Raw genomic sequence first — 11,101 nt, forward strand, 5'->3', positions numbered from 1 at the left:
GCGCGGCGTCCTCAGGCGATCGTCAGGTGCGGTCGTACAACAGGTCCCAGACGCCATGGCCGAGTTTCTGGCCGCGGGTCTCGAAGTGGGTCTGCGGGCGCCAGTCCGGGCGCGGCACGCTGCCACGCGGGCCAGCGCGGTTGACCAAGCCGGCGGTGGCATCGAGCACGTCCCACATCTGCTCGGCGTAGTCTTCCCAGTCGGTGGCGCAGTGCAGGCGGCCACCCGGGCGCAGCTTGCGCACCAGCAGTTCGGCGAACGCCGGCTGCAGCAGGCGGCGCTTGTTGTGGCGCTTCTTGTGCCACGGGTCCGGGAAGTAGATGCGCACTTCATCGAGGGCGCCGTCGGCGATCTCGTTCTGCAGCACTTCCACCGCGTCGTGGTGGTACAGGCGCACGTGGTCGGCGTTGTCGTCGGCCAGCGCGTTGAGCAGCCGGCCGACGCCCGGGGCGTGCACTTCGATGCCGATGTAGTCGCGCGACGGATCGTGCTGCGCAGCGAAGCGCAGCGCGGCGCCGTTGCCGAAGCCGATTTCCAGCACCTTGTGCGCCGGGCGGCCGAAGGTGGCGTCCAGGTCACGCGGCTGGCCGGTGTAGTCGAGGCCGAAGCGCGGCCAGCGTTCGTCGAAGGCGCGCTGCTGGGCCGGGGTGAAACGACCCTGGCGCAACACGAAGCTGCGCACCTCGCGGCGGCCTTCGCTCACGGTGAAGGGCTTGGGCGGGGCCTTGGAACCGGCGCTGTCGAAAGGATTGGTCATCAGCCGATCAGCCCGTCCACTGGCGAAGAAGCGCTGGCGTAGCGCTTGCGCGGGATGCGTCCGGCCAGGAACGCCTCGCGGCCGGCCTCGACCGCCTTGCGCATCGCACTGGCCATCAGCACCGGGTTGCGCGCACCGGCAATGGCGGTATTCATCAGCACGCCGTCGCAACCCAGCTCCATCGCGATCGCGGCATCGGAGGCGGTACCCACGCCGGCATCAACGATGATCGGCACCTTGGCGTCTTCAATGATCTGCAGCAGGTTGTACTTGTTCTGGATGCCCAGGCCCGAACCGATCGGCGCGGCCAGCGGCATTACCGCAGCGCAGCCGATCTCTTCCAGGCGCTTGGCCAGGATCGGGTCGTCGGAGGTGTAGACCATCACCTCGAAGCCGTCCTTGACCAGCTGTTCGGCAGCCTTGAGGGTCTGCATCACGTCCGGGTACAGGGTCTTCTGGTCGCCCAGCACTTCCAGCTTGGTCAGGTTGTGGCCGTCCAGCAGTTCACGGGCCAGGCGGCAGGTGCGCACGGCATCCTCGGCGGTGTAGCAGCCGGCCGTGTTGGGCAGGATGGTGAAACGCTCCGGCGGCAGCACGTCGAGCAGGTTCGGCTCGCCCGGGTTCTGCCCGATGTTGGTGCGGCGGATGGCCACAGTGACGATCTGGGCGCCGGCAGCCTCGGTGGCCAGGCGGGTTTCTTCCAGATCCTTGAACTTGCCGGTGCCGGTCAGCAGCCGCGAGCCATAGGTCTTGCCGGCGATCACCAGCGAATCGGGGGAGACATGAACGTTCATGGCGCGATTATCGCTTATCCGCCTGAAGATGGGGTCACGTAGAGGGCGGGGTCGAGCGTGGGGTCAGATCCCTTTGCCACCGGCAAAGGGATCTGACCCCTGAACATCCGCGCAGCCTCAGCCCCCACCCAGCGCGTGCACGATCTCCACCACGTCGCCTTCGGCCAGGACGTGCTCGCCATGGCGGCTGCGGCTGACGATCTCGCCGTTGACCTCGACCGCGACCCGGCGCTGCAGCAGCTGCTCGGCCTGCAGCAGATCGTGGAGGGTCGCCGAGGCGGGCAGGGTACGGGGTTCGCCGTTGAGCTGGATGTTCATCACCGCATTGTCGCCGATGGCCTGCGCGGATCGGAACCCTTGCAAATGTCGCTGATCGCCAGCCCCGGCACAGCGGGGTCCAGCGCCCTCGGGCGACAATCCATGCGGCGGCGCAGCGTGAGCAAAACGCGGCGCAGTGAAACCATTCACCGTGCGCCGGCGTACGTCCGCCGGGTCCTCAACGATATCCCCACAGGAGTTTTTTACATGCTGCTCAGCAAACGCCCGATCCGCTCCCTGATGGCGGCCGCGATCGCGCTGGCCGCGCTTCCGGCCATGGCAGGCGAATCCCCGTATTCCAAGGCCGTGTTCTTCGGCGACAGCCTGACCGATGCCGGCTATTTCCGCCCGCTGCTGCCGGCCGATGTGCGTCCGGTGACCGGCCAGTTCACCACCAACCCCGGTTGGGTGTGGGCGCAGCAGGTCGCCAACTACTACGGCCTCAACGGTGCCGCCAACGGCAACGGCCAGAGCGGCGACAACTACGCGGTCGGCGGTGCCCGCGTCGGCGTGGACGTGGCGAGCCCGATGGGAACCATTCCGTCGCTGAAGTCGCAGGCGGCGCGTTATCTGGCTGCCAATGGCGGCAAGGCTGACGCCAATGTCCTGTACACGGTGTGGGGCGGTGCCAATGACCTGTTCGCGGCCGCCGCTGCGCCGGCGCAGGCACAGGCCATCATCGGCGCCGCCGTCACCGATCAGATCGCCCTGGTCGGCGCGCTGAAGCAGGCCGGTGCCGAGTACGTGCTGGTGCCGAACCTGCCCAACGTCGGCCTGACCCCGGCCTTCCGCGGTCCGAATGCCGCCGCCGCCACCGCGCTGTCGGCCGGCTACAACAAGGCGCTGTACGGCGGCCTGAAGCAGGCCGGCATCGCGTTCATCCCGCTCGATACCTTCACCGTGCTGGGCGAAGTCGCCGCCAACCCGGGCATGTACGGCTTCACCAACGTCACCAGCACCGGTTGCAGGATCGACCCGGCCAACTCGACGCAGAGCATCCTGACCTGCAACCCGACCAGCTACGTCAGTCCGGATGCGGCCAACACCTACCTGTTCGCCGACGGCGTGCACCCGACCACCGCCGGCCACCAGCTGCTGGGCCAGTATGCGGTGTCGGTGCTGGAAGCCCCGCGCCTGCAGCAGGTGCTGAGCCACTCGGCGCAGACCATCGGTCGTTCGCGTGCCGATCAGGTCAGCATGCACCTCGGCGGTCGTCCGGCCGACGGCCTGTCCTGGTGGGGCGGCGTGCGTGGCGACCTGCAGCGCTACGACCACGCCGACCTGTACGACGGCCTGGCCCCGGCCGGCCTGTTCGGTATCGACTGGGCCCGCGACGGCATGGTGTTCGGCGGCTTCGCCGGCTTCGGTCGCCTCAACGCCGACTTCGGCAACAGCCGTGGCGACTTCACCCAGAAGGACACCACCGCCGGTCTGTTCGCAGGCTGGTATGGCGACCGCATCTGGGTGAATGGCCAGGTCAGCTACACCTGGCTGTCCTATGACGTGAACCGCAAGGTCCAGCTGGGCCCGGCCACCCGTGAGCATGGTGGTTCGCCGGACGGCAGCAACCTGACCGCCGCGCTGAACGCCGGTTACGAGTTCGGCACCGAAGGTGGCTTCCGCCACGGCCCGATCGCCTCGGTGATCTGGCAGAAGGTGAAGATCGACGGTTACACCGAAAGCGCTGCGGCCGGCACCCTGGCCACCGCACTGGGCTACGACCGCCAGAACGTCGATTCGACCGTGGGTCGCATCGGCTGGCAGGCCCGCTTCGATGGCGGCACCCTCAAGCCGTACGCCCAGGTGACCTACGATCACGAGTTCGAGGACACCAAGCAGGCCAGCGCCTGGCTGCAGACCCTGCCGGAACTGGGCAGCTACCGCGTGCCGGGCCTGAAGTTCGACAAGAACTACGCCACCGTCGTGCTGGGTGCCCGCACCGAACTGTTCGGCCTGCAGAGCAACTTCGGCCTGAGCGCGTCGACCGGCCAGAAGCGCGCGCAGGACGCCACCCTGTTCGCCAACTTCAGCGGCACGTTCTAAGCAGCAACCGCCGGGGTCGGAGCCCTTTCCGCAGGGAAAGGGCTCTGACCTGTTGCGCCAGGGGGCGGATCCGTTTCCGCCAGGAAACGGCTCTGCCCCCTTTGCGGCATGGTGCCATTGCGCAACACTGGCCCAACCGCATAGACTTTCACCGCGCACTGCGGGCGTAGCTCAATGGTAGAGCTGTAGCTTCCCAAGCTACTGACGTGGGTTCGATTCCCATCGCCCGCTCCATCCTTCATGACCGCGCCGCATTCCGCCGCGCGGGTTCCTCCAGACTGCCTCAGTACGCCGCGAACACCGCGGCCAACGCGTCCGCGTCCAGCACGCGTCCCTGGGCGCGATCATGCGTGTGCAGGTACCAGACGTCGTCCGGCTCCAAGTGCCGTGTCAGGTGCCACTGGTTGTCCCGGGCCAGAATATCCACCCGTCCCTGGCAGCCAAAGCAGAAGCGGGCCAGAGGCTTGATCGCGGCGGCCTTGCCGTTGACGTTCAGGGTCAGTGCGGGGGCCGCGTAGGTTTTCAGTTCCCCGGATGACGGATTCTCGGTGATGGTGACCGTGTCCCGGCGCAGCGCGGCCACCTGTGCCTGCACCAACGGTTGCAGCCACAGTTCGATGGTGTCGAACAGCACATGCAGCGACTGGATCCAGTCCTGGTACTGTTTTTCGACCGCGATGGCCCGGGCCTGTTCCGCGTGTGCGGACTGCTGCAGCTTCTGTGCTAGTTGCTCCATTTTCGACATCGTAATTTCCGTTCTGGGGCGGGCTTCCATGGTGATCGGCACGCTTGCTCGCTTCCAGCCGAAAGCGACATTTTCGTAGAACTCCTAGAAGTGCTGCGGCGGTGGCGCGTAACGCTTCAAACTTTTCCCATGGGCAGGCCGGCACTGACCGACTAGCGTGCGCGGATATTGATCAGGAGCTGCCTTCCATGAACTGCCGGGACGACGTCGTCGAGCGCATCCACAGAATCTTTCTTTCCGCCGGCGTCGGCTCGAACAAGCAGCTTGAGGCGGTGCGCGCGCTCGGGCGTGCAGGCGGCCCCAAGGCCGCGCAACTGATCGAGCAGATCTACCAGCAGGCGTTCAGTAATTCCGCCCTGCAGATGGCCTGCGTGGCGGCATTGGGCGAAGCGGCCCACGGCTTCCAGGCCAGCGCTGGACGGGACAGCTGACGCTTCATCCACAACGTTGGTGATCGTCGGCGACGGGCATCATCCGCCCGCCACACGCCCGCGCTATGCTGCGCGCCTGCCGACCGATCCCACTGCGATGAAGCTCGCCATCCTGTCCCGCAACAGCTCTCTGTATTCCACCCGTCGGCTGGTCGAGGCGGCACGTGCGCGTGGCCACACCGTGCGCATCCTGGACCCGTTGCGCTGCTACATGCGTATCGCCGCCGATGGCTTTTCCATGCACTACAAGGGCCGGCCGATGACCGGCGTGGACATGGTCATCCCGCGCATCGGTGCCTCCATCACCCGCTACGGCACCGCCGTGCTGCGCCAGTTCGAACTGATGGGCGCGCGCACGCCCAACCCGTCCGACGCCATCCTGCGTTCGCGCGACAAGCTGCGCGCGCACCAGCTGCTGGCGGCCAAGGGCATCGACATGCCGGTCACCGTGTTCGGCGACAACCCTGATGACACCGTCGACCTGCTGTCCATGCTCGGTCCGCCACCCCATGTGGTGAAGCTCAATGAAGGCACCCAGGGGCGCGGCGTGATCCTGACCGAAAAGGCCAGTGCCTCGCGCGGCATCGTCGAGGCCCTGCGCGGTCTGTATGCCAACTTCCTGATGCAGGAATTCATCGGCGAGGCCAAGGGGGCCGACCTGCGCTGCTTCGTGGTCGGCGACCAGGTGGTGGCGTCGATGCAGCGGCAGGCACCGGAGGGCGACTTCCGCTCCAATCTGCACGCCGGCGGCACCGCCGTGGCGGCCAAGGCCAGCCGTGCCGAGCAGCAGGTGGCGGTGCGCTCGGCCAAGGCACTGGGCCTGTCCGTCTGCGGCGTGGACCTGATCCGCTCCGCGCGCGGCCCGCTGGTGCTGGAGGTCAACTCCACGCCCGGGCTGGAGGGCATCGAAGCGGCCTGCGGGGTCGACGTGGCCACGCGGATCATCGAGCACGTAGAGAAGATCAAAAAGCCCTGATTATTCATTGGGTTGTGAATCTCATGGGTAAATGATCCGCGGCTTTAACGAGGCTTTAATCGACCCCGGCGTAGGCTTCAGCGAACCGCAGCTCTGCCTCTCAGCAGGATCGGTATCGGGATACGACTTCAGGCCCAGGCGGGTGCACCGCCTGGGCCTTTTTTATGCCGGTCGGCCCCGTGCCCAAGGTCTCTTGTGGAGGCCGGGTGACGGTCGTAGAGTTGGCCCTTCGTTCCGGGATGGATCGGGAGGTTGGCGATGTACCGCATCATGACGATCGCGTTGCTGCTGGGCCTGTCTGGCGCTGTTGCCGCCAAGCCGGAGAAAGCCGCTGTACAGATGGACCGGCAGGGCTCGGTCGCCGAACAGATGCGGCAGGTGGAAACCGCCCTGGCTGCCCCCGACTATGCCGAACTGTCTGCCGAGGATCGCGGCCAGGTGCAGCAGTCGCTGTCGCGCATCCGCCAGCACCTGGGCGAGCGCCAGACCGTGCAGGAACTGCCGCCGCAGCTGCAGGCCGAGGTCTTCAACGAGCAGGAACGCATCAACACCCTGTTGGCGCGCGGCCACGAAGACAGCCGGCAGATCTGCAAGTACGAACGCACCACCGGCAGCAACATGCCCAGGAGCCGCTGCCTGACCGTGGCCGAACGGCGCCGGATCGAGGAGAAGGGCAAGGCGCTGATCAACGACCAGCGCAGCTACAACATGCTCAGCCCACCGCCCGCCGGGCGTTGAGCGCGCACGGGCCTGTGGTCTCGCCGACCGTGCCGTGACGGCGCGTCGGCGATAGCGCAGGATCGATTTCCACTCATGGAAGAACCTGGAGGTAACGATGCAGCGCATGATTCCCGTCGCCCTGATGCTGGGCCTGGCACTGGCCACCACCGCCCACGCCAAGCCCGAGAAGGCACAGGTGAAGTTCGACGCCAATGCACCGGTGGCCGAACAGATCCGCAGCGTTGAAGCGGCCATCAACAGCGAGGACTACAGCGAGATCGGGCTGGAAGACAAGAGCCGCGTGCAGCAGGCGCTGGGCCGCATCAAGATCAAGATGGGCGACCACGAACGCATCGAACAGGTCAGCCCGCAGGACCGCACCCAGATCTTCAACGACCAGGAAGTGATCAACACGATCATGACCCGCGCCCACGCCGACAGCCGCATGGTCTGCCGTCGCGAGCGCACCACCGGCAGTAACATGCCGCAGAGCGTCTGCCTGACCGTGGCCCAGCGCCGCAAGGCGGAGGAAGACAGCCGCAAGGCGCTCAACGACGGCCAGCGCTTCAACAACTACAAGCCCTGAGCACTGTCGCGCGGGCCGCGCGCGGCCATCGGTCACCCTGCCGTGCGTCCCTTGTGGACGCATCGGCGGAACCGTAAAGTCGAGACCCTATTCATGGACGAACATGGAGCTCGTCATGTACCGCAACACTACGCTCGCCCTGATGCTGTCGCTCGGCCTGGTGGCCACCGTGCAGGCCAAGGCGCAGAAGGACACCGTGCAGATGGATTCCTTCACCCCGGTGTCCGAGCAGATCCGCCGCGTCGAAACGGCCATGGGCAGCGAGGACTACAGTGAAATCGGGTTGGAGGACAAGAGTCGCGTGCAGCAGGCGCTGAACCGGATCCGGATCAAGATGAATGGCCGCGAGAAGGTGGATGAGCTGGCGGCGCAGGAGCGCAACGACCTGTTCAACGAGCAGGAGATCGTCAATACCATCATGACCCGTGCCCAGGCCGACAGCCGCATGATCTGCCGTCGCGAGCGCCTCACCGGCAGCAACATGCCGACCAGTGTCTGCCTGACCGTGGCCCAGCGTCGCAAGGCCCAGGAAGACAGCCGCCAGGCGTTGACCGACCAGCAGCGCATCAGCCGCTGACCCGCCGCCGCAGGGGCCTTGCCCGGTGTCGCCCCGTCGGTACGAAATGTTAAGAATGGAACCTGTATCGTTCAGCAGGTAGACGTCGCGTCCACCCGCACAGGGGCATCCTGAGCGGGTGGGCCTGGCCCCCCGACGACCCTTCAAGAACCAGAGGTCCCAGTGCGCATTCTCGTAATCGAAGACAACAGCGACATCGCCGCCAACCTTGGCGACTACCTTGAGGATCGTGGTCATACCGTGGACTTCGCCGCCGACGGCGTGACCGGCCTGCACCTGGCCGTGGTCCACGAGTTCGACGCCATCGTGCTGGACCTGAACCTGCCGGGCATGGATGGCATCGAAGTGTGCCGCAAGCTGCGCAACGAAGCGCGCAAGCAGACCCCGGTACTGATGTTGACCGCCCGCGACTCGCTGGACAACAAGCTGGCCGGTTTCGATTCCGGTGCCGATGACTACCTGATCAAGCCGTTCGCGCTGCAGGAAGTGGAAGTGCGCTTGAACGCGCTGTCGCGCCGCGGCAAGGGCGTGCAGACCCGCGTGCTGGAAACCGGCGACCTGGAATACAACCTGGACACGCTGGAGGTGCGTCGCCAGGGCAAGCTGCTGCAGCTCAACCCGACCGCGCTGAAGATCCTGCAGGCCCTGATGGAAGCCGCGCCGGCCGTGGTCACCCGCCAGGAGCTGGAGACCCGCGTCTGGGGCGAAGAGCTGCCCGACTCGGATTCGCTGCGCGTCCACATCCACGGCCTGCGTGCAGTGGTCGACAAGCCGTTTGAAGTGCCGCTGATCCAGACCCGCCATGGCATCGGATACCGCATCGCCACCCCGGAAGCCTGATTCCGTGGCAACCAAGGGGGAGCGCCGGCGTTCGCCGTATCGGCGGCGCCTGCGCAGCCGCATCATCGTCTCGTTCGTGTTGTTGGGCTTCTGCCTGACGACACTGTTCGCGTTCGCCACCAACTGGGCCCGCATGCGCGTGGAAAACCAGCTGGTCGAAGACGTGATGAACCGCAACATCAACGAGTACGTCCGGCGGTTCTACGAGAGCCCCGACCGCAACCCCGACCTGCCCGTGCAGCAGATGCGTGCGCGCCTGGTCAAGCCCGACAAGTTCGAGGCGTTGCGGGAAGAAGAGCCGGATTGGGCCGCGCTGCCCGATGGCAATCACAACATCTCTGGCGTGGACGAGCGCGGACAACCTTATGCCTACAAGCTGGCCGTGCGCAAAACACCCGACGCCTGGGCGTTCCTGGCCTACGACATGACCGACAGCGTGCGCGGTGGGCAGCAGCTCAACCGCGCGCTGGTGCTGTCGGTGCTGGTGTTCAGCCTGCTGTCGCTGGTGCTGGGCTGGTGGTCGGCATCGAAGGTGATGAAGCCGGTCTCGGACCTGGCCGCGCGGTTGCGCGCCTATCGCGGCGGCACCAGCGAGCCCGAGCCGCTGGCGCCGCGTTTCCCCGATGACGAAGTCGGGCAGCTGGCGCAGGCGCTGGATGACTATTCGTCGCGGCTGACCGAAGTGGTGCAGCGCGACCGTGAGTTCAACGCCGACGTCAGCCACGAGCTGCGCACGCCGCTGGCGGTGATCCGTGGCGCCACCGAGCTGCTGCTGACCCGGCCCGGCCTGGATGAGAAGGTGCTGCAGCGTCTGCAGCGCATCCAGCGTGCCGAACAGCAGTGCAGCGACCTGATCGGCGCGCTGCTGCTGCTGTCGCGCAACGAACGCGGGCAGGGCACCAGCAACGTCGCCCGCGTGGCCGAACAGCTGCTGGATGCGCACCGCGCACAGCTGGGCGGCAAGCCGCTGGAGCTGGTACTGGAAGGCGAGCGCAACCTGGTGATCGATGCGCCGGAGGCGGCGTTGTCGGTGGCGCTCGGCAACCTGATCGGCAACGCGGTGAAATACTCGCAGGATGGCGAGGTGCGCGTCTTTGTCGGCAGCAATTCGGTGTCGGTGACCGACAGCGGCCCGGGCCTGAGCGAAGAGGACGCCGCCAAGCTGTTCCAGCGCGGCTATCGCGGTACGCACGCCGGTCATTCGCAGGGCGGTGGCATCGGCCTGTCGATCGTCAGCCGCCTGTGCGATCTGTACGGCTGGCAGGTCAGCGTGCGCCCCGGTGGCGAGCGCGGCGTGATCGCCACGCTGACGTTCTCGCCGAAGCCGTTGTAAGGCCACCTGCTTTGGTGGGTGTTCCACTTGTAGAGCCGAGCCTGCGCTCGGCTGCCGTGGCTTTCCGGAGCCGAGCATAGGCTCGGCTCTGCAGCGGGTTCGTGTCGCGCCCTGTGTCGCTTGTGCCATCGAATTAACTTCGTAGACGTGATGGGCCAGAAGCCCAATACGACATCACCGTGACCGTTGCCACGTAGCGTGCGTGTTCGCATGCACGCATTCGTACACCCAACTGCGGCTTGAGAATTTCCTTACAGATCACAGCGCTACGTGATGGCCGGATGGGTCGGCCGGGGCAGGTGCCCTGGCCGGGATTGGCGTCCTGAAAAAAACCAACATTCAGCAATCTTCGACGGCCCCTCGGTCAGTCGTTGAAAATGCACCGCGTGCCTTGCTTCGGCGGGCGGTGCGTGGGGATTCATCAGAATCCGCTGGAGTCTTTTTGCTGAATGTCGGACCTCCGGTACGCCAACCCGCACCGTCCGCCACCTCGCATCCGCAGGTGGCTCGTCGTCTGCGAGGAGATTCACCATGTCCGCACGCCCCTTGTTCCCCCAACTGCATGCCCTGATCGGCGAAGCCGCTGACCTGCTGCCGGCCGACGTCGCCGAGCGCATCGAAACCCTGCTCGACGATCCGAAGGACCTGCTGCCCGCGCTGCTGGCCCGCATGGATGGCCGCGACGCAGCCGACGGGCGGCGATTGGAAGCACAGGGCCTCAGCTCTGCCCAGGCGGCCACCATGGCCGGCCTCAGCCGCACCCTGGCCGGCTTGAACGCACTCATGCAGGTGCTGCACGCCGCCGAAGCCGCCCGCGAGCAGGGCGGTGCCCACCAGCAGCTGAGCCCGGATGTGGTAGATGGATTGCTGCTCGGCGCCCGGGAACTGGCCCGTTATGCCCGCCTGCAGCTGGAGTAGGTCCACGCAATGCGTGGATGCGCTTCGGTAGTGCCGGCCGCTGGCCGGCAACCGAGTCGTCCA

13 protein-coding genes and 1 tRNA gene are annotated in these 11,101 nt (G+C 66.4%); 10 read left to right on the forward strand and 4 right to left on the reverse strand.

What is annotated here, in order from left to right; genetic code table 11:
* Window positions 1-22: 22 nt before the first annotated feature.
* The 3 genes from trmB to thiS form a co-directional block, all read right to left on the reverse strand.
* A complete protein-coding gene (gene trmB / locus LRM18_RS19105; protein ID WP_005410814.1) occupies window positions 23-757 on the reverse strand; it encodes a tRNA (guanosine(46)-N7)-methyltransferase TrmB in 735 nt (244 codons plus the stop codon).
* A complete protein-coding gene (locus LRM18_RS19110) occupies window positions 757-1,551 on the reverse strand; it encodes a thiazole synthase (RefSeq protein ID WP_049466024.1) in 795 nt (264 codons plus the stop codon). Before LRM18_RS19110 ends, trmB begins: the two co-directional genes overlap by 1 nt.
* A gap of 117 nt (window positions 1,552-1,668) precedes the next feature.
* On the reverse strand, window positions 1,669-1,869 hold the full coding sequence (thiS, locus tag LRM18_RS19115) for a sulfur carrier protein ThiS (protein ID WP_005418796.1): 201 nt from the start codon (window positions 1,867-1,869) through the stop codon (window positions 1,669-1,671).
* A 207-nt stretch (window positions 1,870-2,076) separates the two neighbouring features.
* On the opposite strand from thiS, the gene LRM18_RS19120 reads away from it, so the two are divergent.
* Both LRM18_RS19120 and LRM18_RS19125 read left to right on the forward strand, forming a co-directional pair.
* A complete protein-coding gene (locus LRM18_RS19120; RefSeq protein ID WP_074725060.1) occupies window positions 2,077-3,912 on the forward strand; it encodes an autotransporter domain-containing esterase in 1,836 nt (611 codons plus the stop codon).
* Between the two features lie 160 nt (window positions 3,913-4,072).
* Window positions 4,073-4,146, forward strand: a tRNA-Gly gene (locus LRM18_RS19125).
* Between the two features lie 49 nt (window positions 4,147-4,195).
* Here LRM18_RS19125 and LRM18_RS19130 read toward each other — a convergent pair.
* Window positions 4,196-4,699, reverse strand: coding sequence for a hypothetical protein (locus tag LRM18_RS19130; RefSeq protein ID WP_270955290.1), 504 nt, complete (start codon window positions 4,697-4,699; stop codon window positions 4,196-4,198).
* A gap of 146 nt (window positions 4,700-4,845) precedes the next feature.
* On the opposite strand from LRM18_RS19130, the gene LRM18_RS19135 reads away from it, so the two are divergent.
* From LRM18_RS19135 to LRM18_RS19170, 8 genes are all read left to right on the forward strand, one after another.
* A complete protein-coding gene (locus tag LRM18_RS19135; protein WP_049466030.1) occupies window positions 4,846-5,088 on the forward strand; it encodes a hypothetical protein in 243 nt (80 codons plus the stop codon).
* A 97-nt stretch (window positions 5,089-5,185) separates the two neighbouring features.
* Window positions 5,186-6,064 (forward strand): 30S ribosomal protein S6--L-glutamate ligase, encoded by an 879-nt coding sequence (gene rimK / locus LRM18_RS19140; RefSeq protein ID WP_005418651.1) that lies wholly within the window; start codon window positions 5,186-5,188, stop codon window positions 6,062-6,064.
* Window positions 6,065-6,322: 258 nt separating this feature from the next.
* Complete coding sequence (locus tag LRM18_RS19145) at window positions 6,323-6,802, forward strand: hypothetical protein (RefSeq protein ID WP_049466032.1); 480 nt, start codon at window positions 6,323-6,325, stop codon at window positions 6,800-6,802.
* A gap of 97 nt (window positions 6,803-6,899) precedes the next feature.
* Window positions 6,900-7,370 carry a hypothetical protein gene (locus LRM18_RS19150; protein ID WP_049466034.1) on the forward strand — a complete coding sequence of 157 codons (471 nt, stop codon included), beginning with the start codon at window positions 6,900-6,902 and terminating at the stop codon, window positions 7,368-7,370.
* A 115-nt stretch (window positions 7,371-7,485) separates the two neighbouring features.
* Window positions 7,486-7,947, forward strand: a complete 462-nt coding sequence (locus tag LRM18_RS19155) for a hypothetical protein (protein ID WP_049466036.1) — start codon at window positions 7,486-7,488, stop codon at window positions 7,945-7,947.
* Between the two features lie 162 nt (window positions 7,948-8,109).
* Window positions 8,110-8,787 carry a response regulator transcription factor gene (locus LRM18_RS19160; protein ID WP_005410804.1) on the forward strand — a complete coding sequence of 226 codons (678 nt, stop codon included), beginning with the start codon at window positions 8,110-8,112 and terminating at the stop codon, window positions 8,785-8,787.
* The gene (locus LRM18_RS19165) at window positions 8,750-10,120 is read left to right on the forward strand and encodes a HAMP domain-containing sensor histidine kinase (protein ID WP_049466038.1); all 1,371 of its coding nucleotides are present in this window, start codon (window positions 8,750-8,752) and stop codon (window positions 10,118-10,120) included. Before LRM18_RS19160 ends, LRM18_RS19165 begins: the two co-directional genes overlap by 38 nt.
* A 531-nt stretch (window positions 10,121-10,651) precedes the next feature.
* Complete coding sequence (locus LRM18_RS19170) at window positions 10,652-11,038, forward strand: hypothetical protein (protein ID WP_154331099.1); 387 nt, start codon at window positions 10,652-10,654, stop codon at window positions 11,036-11,038.
* Window positions 11,039-11,101 lie beyond the last annotated feature (63 nt).

The organism is Stenotrophomonas sp. PI_27 (assembly GCF_027854495.1).
Taxonomy (GTDB): Bacteria; Pseudomonadota; Gammaproteobacteria; order Xanthomonadales; family Xanthomonadaceae; genus Stenotrophomonas; species Stenotrophomonas pavanii.

Bases quoted from the DNA above. Each gene is read 5' to 3' on its own strand.
- LRM18_RS19110 (WP_049466024.1), bottom strand. From the start codon at position 1,551: ATGAACGTTCATGTCTCCCCCGATTCGCTGGTGATCGCCGGCAAGACC.
- LRM18_RS19145 (WP_049466032.1), top strand. From the start codon at position 6,323: ATGTACCGCATCATGACGATCGCGTTGCTGCTGGGCCTGTCTGGCGCT.
- LRM18_RS19120 (WP_074725060.1), top strand. From the start codon at position 2,077: ATGCTGCTCAGCAAACGCCCGATCCGCTCCCTGATGGCGGCCGCGATC.
- LRM18_RS19135 (WP_049466030.1), top strand. From the start codon at position 4,846: ATGAACTGCCGGGACGACGTCGTCGAGCGCATCCACAGAATCTTTCTT.
- LRM18_RS19155 (WP_049466036.1), top strand. From the start codon at position 7,486: ATGTACCGCAACACTACGCTCGCCCTGATGCTGTCGCTCGGCCTGGTG.
- rimK (WP_005418651.1), top strand. From the start codon at position 5,186: ATGAAGCTCGCCATCCTGTCCCGCAACAGCTCTCTGTATTCCACCCGT.
- LRM18_RS19150 (WP_049466034.1), top strand. From the start codon at position 6,900: ATGCAGCGCATGATTCCCGTCGCCCTGATGCTGGGCCTGGCACTGGCC.
- LRM18_RS19165 (WP_049466038.1), top strand. From the start codon at position 8,750: ATGGCATCGGATACCGCATCGCCACCCCGGAAGCCTGATTCCGTGGCA.
- trmB (WP_005410814.1), bottom strand. From the start codon at position 757: ATGACCAATCCTTTCGACAGCGCCGGTTCCAAGGCCCCGCCCAAGCCC.
- LRM18_RS19170 (WP_154331099.1), top strand. From the start codon at position 10,652: ATGTCCGCACGCCCCTTGTTCCCCCAACTGCATGCCCTGATCGGCGAA.
- thiS (WP_005418796.1), bottom strand. From the start codon at position 1,869: ATGAACATCCAGCTCAACGGCGAACCCCGTACCCTGCCCGCCTCGGCG.